Consider the following 15,250-nt stretch of genomic DNA (forward strand, 5'->3'; position numbering starts at 1 on the left):
CCCTTTCGATCCGATCCGTGAACGGGGATCAGTTCTTGGCCTTGTCGACCATCTTGCCGGCGGAGATCCACGGCATCATGCCGCGCAGCTTCTCGCCCACCGCTTCGATCTGGTGCTCGTCGTTGATGCGACGGGTCGCCTTGAAGTAGGGCTGACCGACCTGGTTCTCGGCCATGAAGTCGCGCACGAACTTGCCGCGCTGGATGTCCGTCAGGACCTCTTTCATGCGGGCCTTGGTCTCTTCGTAGGGCAGGATGCGCGGACCCGAGACATACTCGCCGTATTCGGCGGTGTTCGAGATCGAGTAGTTCATGTTCGCGATGCCGCCTTCGTAGATCAGGTCGACGATCAGCTTCACCTCGTGCAGGCACTCGAAGTAGGCCATCTCGGGGGCATAGCCCGCCTCGACCAGCGTCTCGAAGCCCATGCGGATCAGCTCCACAAGGCCACCGCAGAGCACGACCTGCTCGCCGAAGAGGTCGGTTTCGCACTCTTCGCGGAAGTTGGTCTCGATGATGCCGGAACGCCCGCCGCCGATGGCCGAGCAGTAGGACAGGCCCACTTCCAGCGCCTTGCCGGTTGCGTCCTGATGCACGGCCACGAGGCAGGGCACGCCGCCGCCCTTGGTGTATTCGCCGCGCACGGTGTGGCCGGGGCCCTTGGGCGCCATCATGATGACGTCGACGCCGGGCTTGGGCTCGATCAGGCCGAAGTGCACGTTCAGACCGTGGGCGAAGGCGATGGCCGAGCCTTCCTTCAGGTGGTCATGCACGTATTTCTTGTAGGTCTCGGCCTGAAGCTCGTCGGGCATGGTGAACATGATCACGTCGCACCAGGCCGCGGCTTCGGAGATGCCCATGACCTGCAGGCCTTCGGCTTCGCATTTCTTGGCCGAGGCCGAGCCTTCGCGCAGGGCGATGGCGACGTTCTTGGCGCCGGAGTCGCGCAGGTTCAGGGCGTGGGCATGGCCACGGCTGCCGTAGCCGAGGATCGCGACTTTCTTGTCCTTGATCAGGTTCACGTCGCAGTCGCGGTCATAGTAAACGCGCATGGGGATACATCCTTCCGGGTTCTTGTTCTATGGGGCGCACTTTAGCCGGACCGTGGTGAGTGTGTTTGCGTTTTTCAGGTATTTGGGCCAAGAAGAAACATAATCATGCGTCTTGTTGGGGAATGGTGGAGAATTCATGCTCGACGATACGGATCGGCGCATTCTGCGCTACCTTATGGCGGACCCGGGCATGGCACTGTCGGATCTCGCAGAGCGGGCGGGGGTCACCGGATCGACCCTGACCCGGCGGCTGGACCGGCTGCGCAGGCGCGGGCTGATTGGAACGGTGCAGGCCGTGGTGGACTGGAAGGCGCTTGGCTACGAGGTCGAGGTCAGCCTGCGCGTGACCCTTGACAAGACCCAGCCGAGGGCCTTTGACGAGTTCATCCAGGGCGCCGAGGGATGTCCCGGAAGTGCTTGAGATACAGACGTTTCTGGGGCAGGTGGACGTGCGCCTGCTGATCGTGGCGCGGGATATGGCGCATTACCAGAGACTGTACCGTGAACACCTGCTGACCCTGCCGCATATCACCGACATAGAGGCGCTGATGCATGTCGCCCGTGTCTTCGAGAACGAGGCCCTGCCGCTGTGATCGTGCTTGACGACATCGACCGCGCGCTGATCCGGGCGTTGGCCAGAGACATGACGCAAAGCGCCGGGGCGCTGGGGCGCGCGCATGGTCTGTCGCAGCCCGCCTGCTGGCGCCGCATAAAGCGTCTGCGCGAGGCGGGGGTCTTTCGCGGCGCGCGGCTGGACGTGAACGCCGAGGCCATGGGTTTTGGCGTGACGGTCTTTCTGGGTGTCAAGCTGGCCACCAAGGGGCGCGTCAGCCTGGAAGACTTCGAGCGTGTCGTCAGCGCGATCCCCGAGGTGCAGACGGTCGAGCATGTGCTGGGCGCCTATGACTACCGCCTGCGGGTCGTGGCGCGCGACCTCTCCGATTTCGAGCGGGTGCTGCGACGGCGGATCATGGCGCTGCCGGGGGTGGGCAATCTGGACGCCAATGTCATGCTCTCGGAAGAGCGCCGCCCGGGGCCGCTGTAGCCGGGGCGGCGCATGCCGCCGGTGATGGAGGTCGGGCCCACTCCCGGGGGCGTGCCCCTGCGGGTGGACACGCCCGGCGCGCTTGGGGGACGCCGGGGCGGGGGCTTTGGAGTGGCAGGCAGGCGGCGCTGCGGCAATTCGGGTTTTGCCAATCCGTGCACCAGCCGCTACGTCTTGGCCGGAACAGGATGGAGAGAGCCATGGCGCTTTTGGACAGGGTTGACCCCTCGGGTCTGGACGAATTCTCGGTGGTCTTCACCGACCGCTCGCTGAATCACATGTCGGCACAGTTTCAGGAGGTCATGCGCGACATTTCCTCCATGCTGCGCGAGGTCTACGGCGCGGCGGAGGTGGCGCTGGTGCCCGGCGGCGGCACCTTCGGGATGGAAGCGGTCGCCCGCCAGTTCGGACAGGAGGCCCGGGTGCTGGTGGTCCGCAACGGCTGGTTCTCCTACCGCTGGTCGCAGATCTTCGAGGCCGGCGGATTCGCCGGAGAGACCACGGTGCTGAAGGCCCGTCAGACCAGCAACAGCGCCACCGCGCCCTTTGCTCCGCCGCCGATCGAAGAGGTCGAGGCCGCCATCGCCGAGGCGCAGCCGGATCTGGTCTTCGCCCCGCATGTGGAAACCGCGGTAGGGATCATCCTGCCCGATGACTACATCACCCGCATGGCGAAGGCCGCGCATGACGCGGGCGCGCTGATGGTGCTGGACTGCATCGCCTCTGGCTGCGTCTGGGTCGATATGCAGGCAACCGGCGTCGACGTGCTGATCTCGGCGCCGCAGAAGGGCTGGTCCTCGACGCCCTGCGCCGGGCTGGTCATGCTGTCCGAGCGCGCCGCCCGGCGGATGCAGGACACCACCTCGAACAGCTTCGCCGCCGACCTGAAGAAATGGCGCGAGATCATGAAGGCCTACGAGGACGGCGGCCACGCCTATCACGCCACCCTGCCCACCGACGGGCTGAAGATGTTCCGCGACACAATGGCGGAAACCCGGGACTACGGTTTCGACCGGCTGAAGGACGCGCAATGGGCGCTTGGCGACAAGGTCCGCGCAATGTTCGCCGGGAAGGGTATCGCATCGGTCGCCGCCGAGGGCTTCGGCGCCCCGGGCGTGGTGGTCAGCTATACCGGCGATGCCGATGTGAAGACCGGAAAGGCCTTTGCCGCCAAGGGCATGCAGATCGCCGCCGGGGTGCCGCTGGCGGTTGACGAGCCGGCGGGGTTCTCGACCTTCCGCATTGGCCTCTTCGGCCTCGACAAGCTCTACGACGTGGATGCCACCGTCGAACGCCTGCGCGCCACGGTCGACGCGGTGCTCTGATCTCAGGTCCGGGCGCCCGCCCTGCACGGGGCGGGCGCCCGGGGTCCGCGGGCCGGTTGGTCCGTGCTGGCACTGTGCCGCGAGGTACCGGGCCGCAGGATACTGGCCCGCTGCTTCTCTGGTCCCGCAAATACCCTCGGGGGGAAGGCCGAAGGCCGGGGGGCAGAGCCCCTTCGCGCTTGGCCCCCTTCGCGCTCAGCTGCCGGTACCAAGCCCCAGCCGCATCAGCGCCGTCCTGACCGGTTTCGCCCCGTAGAGCACATCCGAGGCCGGCCGCCCGCAGATCCTGCATCGCCGGGGCCGAGACCTGGCTGATCCGGTTGAGCGCGGTGATCCCCGCGACCCGCGCCCGCACGTCGGCGCTGCGGGCGCGGTCATAGGCCTCCAGCATCGCCGCATCGCCCAGCCGCCCGGGTGCGGCGGTGGCCAGATCCAGCAGGCAGGCAAGGTCGCGCAGGCTCATGTTTAGGCCCCGGGCGCCGATCGGGGGAACGACATGGGCGGCCTCGGCCACCAGCGCAAGGCGCTGACCCGACAGCCGCTCGGCTTCCTGCGCGATGATCGGCCAGAGCGTCCGGCGCGTGGCCAGCGTCAGCGGGCCGAAAAGATGGCACGAGCGTTCCGACATCGCCGCCTCGAAGGCGGGCACCTTGAGGGCATGAAGCGCCTGCGCCTTGGGCCCGTCCTCCATCCAGATGACCGCGGAAGAGGGGTGGCCGTCGCGGTCGGGCAGCGGCACCAGCGTGAAGGGGCCGCCGGTCCGGTGGATCTCTGTCGAGACGTTGCAATGCGGAATCGGATGGGTGACCGCGAAGGCCAGCGCCTTCTGGCCAAAGCGCGTGGTCCGCACACCGATCCCCGCCGCCTGCCGCATCGGAGAGCCACGCCCGTCCGCCGCCACCACCAGCCGGCAGCGCAGGCGGCTGCCGTCGCTCAGGCCGACGCGGGCCTCGCCCTCGCGGGTGAACAGCGAGACCGTGCCGGTGCCGGGACGAAAGTCGACGCCGGCAAGTTCGGACAGGCGTTGCGACAACTCGCGCTTCAGAAGCCAGTTGGGCAGGTTCCAGCCAAAGGGCGCATCGGAGAGGTCGGAGGCGGCGAAATCGCGCATCACGCGCGGCTCCGCCTCTGGCCCGCCCGCGTCGACGATGCGCATGACCTCCAGCGGCATGGCAAAGGGTGCCAGCCTGTTCCAGAGCCCGGCGGCGTCCAGAAAGGCGCGGGCCGGTTGCAGGAAGGCGGTGGTGCGCAGGTCGGCGGTCTCTGCCGTGGCGTCGGTCACCGGCGGCGCAGGGTCGACGCAGACCACCCGGAAACCCGCCCCGGCAAAGGCGGCGGCGGCTGTCAGTCCGGCGATGCCACCGCCAGACACGAGGATATCGCAGTCCATGGTCCTTCTCCTGCCCGAGTCGTGCCGACATGCGTCGGTTCCCCTTCAAGGAGCTATCACTCGGGCCGCTGGCTGCGAGGGGCGAAATGTCGCGGCGGGCCCGGTTGGATGGCCGGGGGCTGGCTTCGGCTTGAACATGGTCGCGCGAGACGGGTATCGTGTCGCAACGACAGGGGAGAGGGTCATGACACAGGGCAGAACGCCGCAAAAGGATGCCTATACGCTGATCCTCGACGCCATCGATTCCGGCGTCTACCGGCCCGGCGACCGGCTGGTGGAAAGCGAGTTGGCCGACCGCTTCGGGGTCTCGCGCACGCCGATCCGCGAGGCGCTTCAGCGGCTGGAAACGCAATCGCTGCTGGCGCGGGACGGGCGGTCGCTGATCGTGGCCTCGCTGGATCACAACCAGATGGCCGAGCTTTACGCCGTGCGCACAGAGCTGGAGGGGCTGGCGGCGCGGCTGGCCGCCCGCCATGCCACGGAGGAAGAGGTCAGGGTGCTGCGCGACATGGTCGCCGACGACCGGGCGCTGTTGCACGATCCGGCCGCGCTGGCGCGGGCCAACCGGCGGTTTCACAAGCAGATCCACCTTGCCTCGCACAACCGGTTTCTCGTCCAGCAGCTGGATCTCGTCTACCGCTCCATGGCGCTGATGGCGACCACCTCGCTGGCGGCGCAGGGGCGCGGAGAGATCGCGCTGGCCGAACATCTTGCCATTGTCGAGGCGATCGCCTGCCGCGACGAGGCGGTACCGCGAACAGCGCGCTGAGGGATCACATCTCTGTCGCCTTCGTCACGCGGCTGAAGCAGGATGCCGCCGAGGCCTGATCGGTGCCCGGCCCGTCGCCGGCCGCGGGATGGCGCGGGCCTGGCCCGAAGCGCCCGGCTCACAACGAGCTGTCGGTTGGCAGGTCGGCGCCGGGGCCGTCGGGCGCCGAGCGGCCATGCATGGTCTTGTCCCAGTAGAAGGGGCTGCGCAGCGTTTCCCAGAGCGCCTTGTAAAGCGCCAGCGTGCCCAGCGGAAAATAGGCGAAGAGCGTCGGCACCCAGCCCATCAGCCCGGCGTGCGGGCTGCGGGCCAGTGCCGCGATCCCCAGAAGGATCGAGATGCCTTCGGCGCTGAGGAAGACCCCGGTCAGCCAGAACACCGCCTCGGGCGTGAGATGCCCGTCCAGCGGGTGCGGCAGGCCGAGAAGGATCATCCAGAAGGACCAGAGCACCGGCGCGAGGGCGAATTGCACCAGCGTGCACAGAAACAGCAGCTGCACCCCGAGGAAGCGCTTTGGCCCAAGCGCGCGCCAAAGCCTGACGGGGCGGCGCGTGTGCACCCACCAGGTGATGCCGTAGCCCTTCAGCCAGCGTGAGCGTTGCTTGATCCAGGGCCACAGGCGGTTGTTGGCCTCTTCGCGGGTGACCGAGGCGAACAGTTCCGTGCGATACCCGTAGCGGGCAAGGCGCAAGCCCAGATCCGCGTCCTCGGTCACATTATGGGCGTCCCAGCCGCCGACCTGGTCCAGCACGGCCCGCTTGAGAAAGACCGATGTGCCGCCCAGGGGCACGGCAAAGCCCATCCGCGCGAGGCCGGGCAGCATGACCCGGAACCAGCTGGCGTATTCGATGGTGAAACAGCGCGACAGCCAGTTGGCGCGCGGGTTGTAGTAATCGAGGATGCCCTGCAGACAGCCGACATCCGGGGCAGCCTGCGCGAAGGCCGCCACCATCCGCTCGATCTGGTCGGGGGCGGGCGCGTCCTCGGCATCGTAGATCCCGACGATCTCGCCCCGGGTGAAGCGCAGCGCGTAGTTCAGGGCGCGCGGCTTGGTCGTCACCTCGCCCGGCGGCACGAAGACGCAGCGCATCCAGGGCGGCAGGGTGGTGCGGGCCAGCGTGGCACGGGTCATCGCGTCCTCGGCTTCCAGCACCAGCACCACCTCCAGCAGCGCTTTGGGGTAGGTCAGCCGCGACAGGCGCCGGACCAGCGTCGCGGCGATCTCTTTCTCGTCGAAGAGCGGCACGAGGATCGTCACCGTCGGCAGCACCTCGGGCAGGTCCGCCTGTCCAACGGCGGTGCGTCGGGGCACGGCAAGCAGCGCCGCCAGCTTCAGCCCCTGCGACAGGATCAGAGAGCCCAGGGCCAGCAGGAGCGCCCCGGCAAAAAGCGCCGTGGGCTGCCAGATCAGCAGGGCGATGAAGGCCGCCCCGGCAAGGATGGCTGCCGCCTGCCGCTGCGGGCTGGACTGGTTCAGGTCGCGGCAGCTTTCGTCCGGGGCCACGCGGTGCGCGGCCTCGACCGCCATGGCGGCGCCGTGGCGTGCGGCGATCTCGGCATGGATATCGGCCTCGGTCGCCAGCGCCATCATCACCGGGCCGATGTCCGAAGGTAGCCTTGGCAGGAGGGCCGGAAACTCTGCCGGGCGGGCGGTGGCCAGCACCAGCGTATCGCCCAGCCGGATCCAGGGCAGCATGCCGTGCCGCAGGCAGAAATCCGGTGCCAGAAGCCCGTCGAGCGCCGCATCGGGCGGCGTCACATCGCGGCGCAGGGCAAGGGCGCCGTAGCTGCGCGCCTGCGCCGAAAGCACCTGGTCGGGCGTGGCCAGCGATTCGGCGGCGACGATGTGCGACACCGGCTGGTCGAACCGCTGCGCCTTTGCCAAGGCGCGCAGCATGTCCGACGCGGCGACAGCGCCATCGTCGATGAGGATATGACTGAGGGGCTGACCGCGCTGATCGGCGGCCTGTGCGCGCCTTGCCTCTGCCGAAAGGAGGCGGTGCTGTGTCATCACCAGTACCCCATGATTGCGGATACCGGTGTTATGGCGGGCGTTTTCTTAATTTTTTCCTAATATCAAAAGGTTAACGGCGGGAGAAATCTGCCCGCCGTTAACCCTTTGGCAAGACCTGACGCGGATCGCTCTGCTCAGGCGGCATCCATCGACGCGGCAAAGCGTTCGAAGAGGTAGAAACTGTCCTGCGGCCCGGGGCTTGCCTCGGGGTGGTGCTGGACGGAAAAGACCGGGCGGTCGGCCATGCGGATCCCGCAGTTCGAGCCGTCGAAAAGAGAGACATGGGTCTCGACCACGCCGGAGGGCAGGCTCTGGCTGTCCACGGCAAAGCCATGGTTCATCGAGGTAATCTCGACCTTGCCGGTCTCGATGTCCTTCACCGGGTGGTTGGCGCCGTGGTGGCCGTGGTTCATCTTGATGGTGCGCGCGCCAAGGGCCAGCCCCAGCATCTGGTGACCGAGGCAGATGCCGAAGAGCGGAAGCTGCGTCTTGTCCAGCAGGTCGCGAATCATCGGCACGGCATATTCGCCGGTGGCCGCCGGGTCGCCGGGGCCGTTGGACAGGAAGATGCCCGCCGGATCATGGGCCATGACATCGTCATAGGTCGCCGAGGCGGGCAGCACCGTGACCTCGCAGCCGGCAGAGGCGAGGCAGCGCAGGATGTTGCGCTTGGCGCCATAGTCGATGGCCACGACCTTGTGGCGCGCCTCGGTCTGGCGCTGGTGACCCTCGGGCCGGGCCCACCGCATCTCGTCCCAGCGGTAGCTTTGCGCGCAGGTCACGGTTTTGGCGAGGTCGAGCCCGGTCAGACCCGGGAAGCCGCGCGCGGCGGCGACCAGCGCGGCGATATCGAAGTTGCCGTCGGGGCTGTGGGCCAGCGCCACATGCGGCGCGCCGGACTGGCGGATCGCCCGGGTCAGGCGCCGGGTGTCGACGCCGCCGATGGCAATGCGCCCGCGCGCGGCCAGCCAGTCGCCCAGTTCCTGCGCGGCGCGCCAGTTCGAGGACTGCGTGGGCATCCATTTGACCACCATGCCCGCGGCCACCGGATCCTGCGTTTCATCGTCTTCCGGGTTCACGCCGACATTGCCGACATGCGGAAAGGTGAAGGTCACGATCTGGCCCGCATAGGACGGGTCCGTCATGATTTCCTGATAGCCGGACATGGCGGTGTTAAAGCACAGCTCTGCTGTGGTCTGTCCGGTGGCCCCGAACCCCTGACCATAGAAGAGGGTGCCGTCGGCAAGGGCAAGACAGGCGGTCGGCGCTGGCGTGGGCATGGGAGGACTCCGGGGCTGGGGGCAAATCGCGCGGAACCTAAGGCGGCGCGGGGCAGGGGTCAAGGGGGTGGCTGAAATGATAAATTGAGAAAATTCAAGAACTTGACGCTTTTGGGTTTGGTTGCGCGGGGGCGGGTTTCGGTATAGGGTGCCAATCTTGTGATATGAGACTGGGGATAAGGCTCATGGAATTGCGAGAGCGTGTGAACGCGGCGGTCAAGCAGGCGATGAAGGACCGCGAGGCGGGGCGCCTGTCGACCCTGCGCCTGATCAACGCCGCCATCAAGGATCGCGATATCGCGGTCCGGGCCGAGGGTCACGAGACCGGCGTCGACGACACCGAGGTGCTGGGCATCCTAGGCAAGATGGTCAAACAGCGCCGCGAAAGCGCCAAGACCTACGAGGAAAGCGACCGACTGGATCTTGCCGAACAGGAACTGGCCGAGATCGAGGTGATCGAGGAATTCCTGCCGCGCGCCCTGAACGAGGCGGAAATCGACGCGGCGGTGAAGGCGGCGGTGGCCGAGGTCGGCGCCGAGTCGATCCGCGACATGGGCCGCGTGATGGGCGTGTTGAAGACCAAGTACACCGGCCAGATGGACTTTGGCGCCGTCGGTGCCCGGGTGAAGGACCGCCTCGCCGCGGGCTGACGGCCCGGTGCCCGCCCGCCGCGAAGGTCTGCGGTGACAATATCGGCGGTGACAAAATCGGGGGCTGCCCCATCCATCGGATGGCCCCCCTGAAGCGCGGAGTTGCCGCCGGTGCTCTGGGGCGCAGACCCGGTCTAGGGAACGGGGAAACCCTCGGCGACTTCTGCAAGCGCATCGGGATCGTCGATGCGGAAGCGCTCGACGAAGCGGGTCTTGAAGCCGACCCGCCCGCGCCGCGCGCCGAAATTCTCGCCATGGTTCAGCACGTAAAGCACGGAAGGCTGCGACAGCGGCGCAAGCGGACGTCCGGCCAGCGCGCCGAGGTAGGGGAACATCCGGTGCTCGTGCTGCGTCATCGCCTGCAGGAAGGCGGCGCTTTGCGGCAGGTCGGGGTCATGGGCCACCGCGGCGCAGGACCCGCAGAGCTTCCAGAACGGCTTGCGCATCGGCTGTTTCAGGTCCGGCGCATCGGCCAGGGCGATCACCCCGGTTGCATCGTCCATCACGTAGCCCGCCTGCACCAGGTAGCCGCCCGGCGCCTGCCGCCGCAGCATCTCGCGCACCGTTCCCTGCCGCAGCAGGTCGTCGGCGTCGAAGCTCATGACGTAGCAGGGGGCGGGGGCGATCTGGTCAAGGTGGCCGGTCAGGGCCGCCAGCTTGCGCCACTTGTCGTTGCCGGGCTCGGGATCGTCGAAGGGCAGGAAGCGGATGCGCGGATCGTCGGGCAGCGGCGGCCGTTCCTGACAGCAGATCACGGCCTGCCAGTGCGGATCGTCCTGCGTGCGCATGCAGTGCAGCGTTGCCTGAAGCCGGTCGGTCACCGCCTGCCAGTCGCCGACCTGATCGGGGCCGACCAGCGGGATCAGGAAGACCACCTGCTTGCGCAGCGGCGGCACCCGGGTCGAGAGCGCGCCGCGCAGCTCCAGCGCCGCCGCTTCGCTGGGCACCGGCTTCAGCCAATGCGCCCAGTCCGCGCGCCCGAGCGCGGCGGCCAGCATCAGCGCGGCGCGGTGGGTCTTGGCGGTTGCGGGGGCCTGCGCCATGGTTTCACGGGGTCCTGATCGGGGGTGGACGGAAGAGGCGCGGGGCCCGGTTGACACAGAGGTGGTGCCGGAAGGCCGGGGCGCATGCAAGGGTAATCCTGCGCCTTTCCGGTGAAGCGCCGAAATATCAAGGGGATGGGCGGGTTCAGGGGGCCGGTGCCGACCCTTCGGGCGCGGTGATCCCGGCAAAGGCCCGCAGCAGCTCGTCATAGAGGGCGATGCGCTCTTCCTCGGAGAGGAAGGCGCCGACCTCGACCTCGCGCCCGGCGCCCTTGAGCGTCACGTAATAGGGCACCGGGCCCTCCGTCTCGTGCATCGTCACGCTGACCCAGTAGGTATTGGCGTCCCAGCGCTGCTCCGCGCCGCGCGGATCGGTGTGGATCAGGGTCGTCCGGTCGGGGGTGATGGTCAGCTCTTCGATGATCCGCCGGTCGAAGGCATTGCGCCGGAGCGCATAGTAAAGCCCCGCCGTGGCGGCAAGCATGAAGGGCAGCAGCCCCCACAGAAGGACCGTGCCGAGCAAGCCGTAGAGCGGGATCGAGGCGAAGAGGAAGAAGCCCAGCACCATGATGGCAAAGCCGCGCGCTGAAAGCGAATTATGCGGCCAGAGCCTCAGCCTGCGCGGCGCGTCGGGGCCTGTGTCTGTCCAGTGGTAGGGCATGGGTCTGTCCGCTGCCTTCGGGGGCTGGTTTTCCGTTTCGCGATGTCTACAGGTGCCGGTCCAGCGCCGCCATCATGGCGGCTGTTTGGGCCTCGGTCTTGCGCCCGACCGAGGCCATGGCAAGGCGGCGCCGCAGGGCCGCATCCCCGGGGTTCCGGCAGAGATCCTCCAGCAGGAAGAGCCGTTTCTGCGTGGCTTCGAACTCGGCGTAGGCGGAGGAGGGAGAGACCGCCTCCAGCCGCCGTGGCCCGAAGCGCCGGGTCAGCGGTTCGAGCATCTGGTGGATGTGCACAAGGCCGAGGCTGAGGTCGATCAGGCGGCGCAGCTGCTGGTGCACATGCGCTGCATTGCCGGGCGCCAGCGTCACCGCAAGGCAGACGGTCTTCACCACGTTGCTGCTGGAATTGAACAGGTAGGACGAGGCGCGGCGCGGCGACAGGCGGTCAAGCTCGCTCAGCGCCGTGGCGGCCAGCGCGGGCAGATCCCCGGCGTCGCGCAGAAGCGCGCTGCCGATCAGCACGTTCAGCACCGAGTAGCGCAGATGGAAGCCGTCCCGGCGCAGGATGTTGCGCTGGGGCAGGGCGCGCGCCCAGTCCAGTGTCTCGTGCAGCTCGGCGTCGATGCTGTCGAGCATATCGGTATCCACCGTCTCGCTGGCCTTGTGGGCGCAGGCGATTAGCGCATAGGTCCGGCTCGAAGCGGTCCAGCGGCTCGGCCCGCGCCAGCGCCCGCAGCAGCGCCATCTGCTGCGCCAGATCCGCGGGGCGGCTGGACTTGCGGTAGATCAGGCGCTGCATGGCCCGGCGCGCGGCCCGGCGCGGCATCGCGTTCAGGCGCGCCAGCGTGTCGTCCGCGGTCATCGAGGTGAAATCCTGCATGGCCAAGGCTTCCTTGCAGTGGTCCGGGGCGGCCATTGGCGTCACCCTTCAACAGGAAAGGCCCCGCACGTGTCGGGGCCTTTCGGTTTGTTTGGCCGCGCCGCTTAGTGGTGGGCGGGCGACTTGTCCCAGTCCTCACGCTTGGGGAGGATTTCGAAGGTATGCTCCGGCGGCGGAGAGGGCAGGGTCCACTCCAGCGTGTCGGCATATTCGTTCCAGGGGTTGTTCTCGGTCGACTTGGCGCCGCGCGTCAGGGCGTGGAACACGATGTAGAAGAAGAACAGGAACGACGCGAAGGACAGCAGCGCACCCCAGGACGAGATGTAGTTCCAGAAGGCAAAGGCCTCGGGGTAGTCGATGTAGCGGCGGGGCATGCCCTGACGGCCCAGGAAGTGCTGGGGGAAGAAGGTCAGGTTGGCGCCGATGAAGAAGGTCCAGAAGTGGATCTTGCCCATCGCCTCGCTGTACATGCGGCTCGGTCATCTTGGGGAAGTAGAAGTAGATGCCCGCGAAGATGGCGAAGACCGCGCCGAGGCTCATCACGTAGTGGAAGTGCGCCACGACGTAGTAGGTGTCGTGATAGGCGCGGTCGACGCCGGCCTGGCTCAGCACGACGCCGGTGACGCCGCCCACGGTGAAGAGGAACAGGAAGCCGAAGGCCCAGAGCATCGGCGTCTTGAACTCGATCGAGCCGCCCCACATGGTGGCGATCCACGAGAAGATCTTCACCCCCGTCGGAACCGCGATGACCATGGTCGCCAGCATGAAGTAGCTCTGCTGGGTCAGGGACATGCCGACCGTGTACATGTGGTGCGCCCAGACGACGAAGCCCAGAGCACCGATGGCGATGATCGCCCAGACCATCGGCAGGTAGCCGAAGATCGGCTTGCGCGCGAAGGTCGCGATGACGTGGCTGATGATGCCGAAGCCGGGCAGGATCACGATGTACACTTCCGGGTGGCCGAAGAACCACAGGATGTGCTGGTACAGGATCGGGTCACCGCCGCCCGAGGGCTGGAAGAAGGTGGTGCCGAAGTTGCGGTCGGTCAGCAGCATGGTGATGGCGCCCGCCAGAACCGGCAGCGACAGCAGGATCAGCCACGAGGTGACGAAGATCGACCACGAGAACAGCGGAACCTTGAAGAGCGTCATGCCCGGGGCGCGCATGTTCAGGAAGGTGGTGATCATGTTGATCGCACCCAGGATCGACGAGGCGCCCGAGACGTGGACCGCGAAGATCGCAAGGTCCATGGAGAGGCCGGCCTCGTTGGTCGAGAGCGGCGGATAGAGGACCCAGCCCACACCAGACCCAAGCTGACCGTTGCCGCCCGGCGCGAAGACCGAGCAGACCGCCAGCGTGGTGCCGGCGACATAAAGCCAGTAGGACAGGTTGTTCATCCGCGGGAAGGCCATGTCCGGCGCGCCGATCTGCAGCGGCATGAAGTAGTTGCCGAAGCCGCCGAACAGCGCGGGAATGACCACGAAGAACATCATCAGGATGCCGTGGCCGGTGATCAGCACGTTCCAGAGGTGGCCGTTGGGCGTGCAGTTCTCGACCGCGGTCGGGAACAGGCGCATGCCCTCCATGCACATGTATTGAACCCCGGGGTTCATCAGCTCCATGCGCATGTAGACGGTAAAGATCACCGAGATCAGGCCTGCGATGGCCGCGGTGATCAGGTAAAGGATACCGATATCCTTGTGGTTCGTGGACATGAACCAGCGGGTGAAGAACCCACGGTTGTCCTCGTGCTCATGGCCGTGAATGGCGGCGTCTGCCATTTGGTGCCTCCTGCTGGTGCCTGCGTCAGAGGCGCGAGAGGGAATCCGCCCACGCCGAAACTCTGCGGCTTTTTAGGATGTGACCAACCTGCGGGCAATGGAGGCTTTTGACGCAGATCAAACAATTTTGTCGCACCCGGTTGCGGCAGGGGCGCTTTCCGACCCGGAAAGCGGTCCGAAATCTTTCAAAGATTTCGGCTGCCGCGCGATGGACGGGGCGCGCGGGGTGGGGAATGCCGGACTGTCGGGGAACCCGGCTGCGGGTTTAACGTTATCCCAGCAACTGCCGCGACGGCGCGGCGCCAGACAGACCGGGGAACCTGACAATGGCCTATTTCGACCACAGCTTCGTTTCGAACCGCTCCACCCTGCGCCAGCGCATCGAGCGCATGTTCGAGACGCCCTTCGACCGCCGCTATCGCCAGCGCACCGAGCAGATCGCCAAGCTGCGCGCCAAGTCCGACGCCGAGCTGGCCTCGATGGGCCTCAGCCGCGAGGATATCCTGCTGCACGTCTTCGCCAACCGCGCGACCATGCGTTGATGCGTCCCGCAGCCTGAGCGCGCCGGGCGATCTCCCCGGCGCCCGCACCCGCATCTCCAGACGCCGCGTGCCTGTCAGACCGGGCAGGCACGCGGCGTTTTCCGTTCCATGACCTCGCCGAACTGGTGGCGCAGCGCCACGTCGAGGTCGTCCATCGTCACCGGCAGCCCGAGGTCCACGAGGCTGGTCACCCCGTATTCGGTGATGCCGCAGGGCACGATGCCGTCGAAATGGTCCAGCTCGGGCTCGACGTTGATCGAGATGCCGTGGAAGCTGACCCATTTGCGCAGGCGGATGCCGATGGCGGCGATCTTGTCCTCTGCCATGGCGCCCGAGGCGGTGCGGGGCCGGTCCGGGCGCTCGATCCAGACGCCGACGCGCCCCTCGCGGATGTGACCGGTCAGGCCGAATTCACCAAGCGTGGCAATGACCCAGCGTTCCAGATCCTGCACGAAACAGCGCACGTCCCGGCCGCGTTTGCCGACGTCCAGCATGACGTAGACCACCCGTTGCCCGGGGCCGTGGTAGGTGAACTGACCGCCCCGCTTGGTCTGGTGGACGGGAAAGCGGTCCGGGTCCGTCAGGTCCTCGCGCCGCGCGCTGGTGCCTGCGGTGTAAAGCGGTGGATGCTCCAGCAGCCAGACGCATTCCTCCGCCGCGCCCGCGGCGATGGCGGCGGCGCGGTCTTCCATGAACGAGACAGCCTCTTCGTAGGGAACGAGGCCGTCGCTGATCTTCCACTCTACCATGAGAGCCTCCTGCAAGGGACCTGTTTCCGGGGTACGCGCTGCGGCGGCGGGGCACAATGCGGCCCGGGGTC

Annotated in this window: 11 protein-coding genes and 4 pseudogenes; 6 read left to right on the forward strand and 9 right to left on the reverse strand. The window is 67.2% G+C overall.

Features of this window, described 5'->3' with window-relative positions; translation table 11 throughout:
- Positions 1-28 precede the first annotated feature (28 nt).
- Positions 29-1,051, reverse strand: coding sequence for a ketol-acid reductoisomerase (gene ilvC / locus ABFB10_RS16970; RefSeq protein WP_347167399.1), 1,023 nt, complete (start codon positions 1,049-1,051; stop codon positions 29-31).
- 136 nt (positions 1,052-1,187) lie between these two features.
- On the opposite strand from ilvC, the pseudogene ABFB10_RS16975 reads away from it, so the two are divergent.
- From ABFB10_RS16975 to ABFB10_RS16985, 3 genes and pseudogenes are all read left to right on the forward strand, one after another.
- Positions 1,188-1,644: pseudogene (locus ABFB10_RS16975) on the forward strand (Lrp/AsnC family transcriptional regulator).
- Positions 1,641-2,096, forward strand: coding sequence for an Lrp/AsnC family transcriptional regulator (locus tag ABFB10_RS16980; RefSeq protein WP_347167400.1), 456 nt, complete (start codon positions 1,641-1,643; stop codon positions 2,094-2,096). The pseudogene ABFB10_RS16975 and the gene ABFB10_RS16980 overlap by 4 nt, the downstream one beginning before the upstream one ends.
- Positions 2,097-2,296: 200 nt before the next feature.
- Positions 2,297-3,421 carry an aminotransferase class V-fold PLP-dependent enzyme gene (locus ABFB10_RS16985; protein WP_347167401.1) on the forward strand — a complete coding sequence of 375 codons (1,125 nt, stop codon included), beginning with the start codon at positions 2,297-2,299 and terminating at the stop codon, positions 3,419-3,421.
- Positions 3,422-3,616: 195 nt separating this feature from the next.
- Here the strand turns inward: ABFB10_RS16985 and ABFB10_RS16990 are convergent.
- A pseudogene (locus ABFB10_RS16990) lies at positions 3,617-4,811 on the reverse strand (UbiH/UbiF family hydroxylase).
- Between the two features lie 184 nt (positions 4,812-4,995).
- Here ABFB10_RS16990 and ABFB10_RS16995 point away from each other — a divergent pair.
- A pseudogene (locus tag ABFB10_RS16995) lies at positions 4,996-5,639 on the forward strand (GntR family transcriptional regulator).
- Between the two features lie 59 nt (positions 5,640-5,698).
- Here the strand turns inward: ABFB10_RS16995 and ABFB10_RS17000 are convergent.
- Together ABFB10_RS17000 and carA are read right to left on the reverse strand one after the other, a co-directional pair.
- Positions 5,699-7,591 carry a glycosyltransferase family 2 protein gene (locus tag ABFB10_RS17000; protein ID WP_347167402.1) on the reverse strand — a complete coding sequence of 631 codons (1,893 nt, stop codon included), beginning with the start codon at positions 7,589-7,591 and terminating at the stop codon, positions 5,699-5,701.
- Positions 7,592-7,728: 137 nt separating this feature from the next.
- Positions 7,729-8,874, reverse strand: a complete 1,146-nt coding sequence (carA, locus tag ABFB10_RS17005; RefSeq protein WP_347167403.1) for a glutamine-hydrolyzing carbamoyl-phosphate synthase small subunit — start codon at positions 8,872-8,874, stop codon at positions 7,729-7,731.
- Positions 8,875-9,059: 185 nt separating this feature from the next.
- Here carA and ABFB10_RS17010 point away from each other — a divergent pair, with 185 nt between their 5' ends.
- Positions 9,060-9,524, forward strand: coding sequence for a GatB/YqeY domain-containing protein (locus tag ABFB10_RS17010; protein WP_347167404.1), 465 nt, complete (start codon positions 9,060-9,062; stop codon positions 9,522-9,524).
- Positions 9,525-9,658: 134 nt separating this feature from the next.
- On the opposite strand, the gene ABFB10_RS17015 is transcribed toward ABFB10_RS17010, so the two are convergent.
- The 4 genes and pseudogenes from ABFB10_RS17015 to ctaD form a co-directional block, all read right to left on the reverse strand.
- Positions 9,659-10,567 carry a hypothetical protein gene (locus tag ABFB10_RS17015; protein ID WP_347167405.1) on the reverse strand — a complete coding sequence of 303 codons (909 nt, stop codon included), beginning with the start codon at positions 10,565-10,567 and terminating at the stop codon, positions 9,659-9,661.
- Between the two features lie 145 nt (positions 10,568-10,712).
- Complete coding sequence (locus ABFB10_RS17020; RefSeq protein ID WP_347167406.1) at positions 10,713-11,228, reverse strand: DUF2244 domain-containing protein; 516 nt, start codon at positions 11,226-11,228, stop codon at positions 10,713-10,715.
- 46 nt (positions 11,229-11,274) lie between these two features.
- Positions 11,275-11,862, reverse strand: coding sequence for a hypothetical protein (locus tag ABFB10_RS17025; protein WP_347167407.1), 588 nt, complete (start codon positions 11,860-11,862; stop codon positions 11,275-11,277).
- A 348-nt stretch (positions 11,863-12,210) separates the two neighbouring features.
- A pseudogene (ctaD, locus tag ABFB10_RS17030) lies at positions 12,211-13,888 on the reverse strand (cytochrome c oxidase subunit I).
- Positions 13,889-14,214: 326 nt separating this feature from the next.
- Between ctaD and ABFB10_RS17035 the strand changes: the two are divergent.
- A complete protein-coding gene (locus ABFB10_RS17035; RefSeq protein ID WP_206564912.1) occupies positions 14,215-14,430 on the forward strand; it encodes a hypothetical protein in 216 nt (71 codons plus the stop codon).
- A gap of 74 nt (positions 14,431-14,504) precedes the next feature.
- Here ABFB10_RS17035 and lipB read toward each other — a convergent pair whose 3' ends face one another.
- Positions 14,505-15,179, reverse strand: coding sequence for a lipoyl(octanoyl) transferase LipB (gene lipB, locus ABFB10_RS17040; RefSeq protein ID WP_347167408.1), 675 nt, complete (start codon positions 15,177-15,179; stop codon positions 14,505-14,507).
- Between the last annotated feature and the right edge of the window lie 71 nt (positions 15,180-15,250).

Source organism: Ponticoccus litoralis (genome assembly GCF_039769985.1).
Taxonomy (GTDB): Bacteria; Pseudomonadota; Alphaproteobacteria; order Rhodobacterales; family Rhodobacteraceae; genus Ponticoccus; species Ponticoccus litoralis.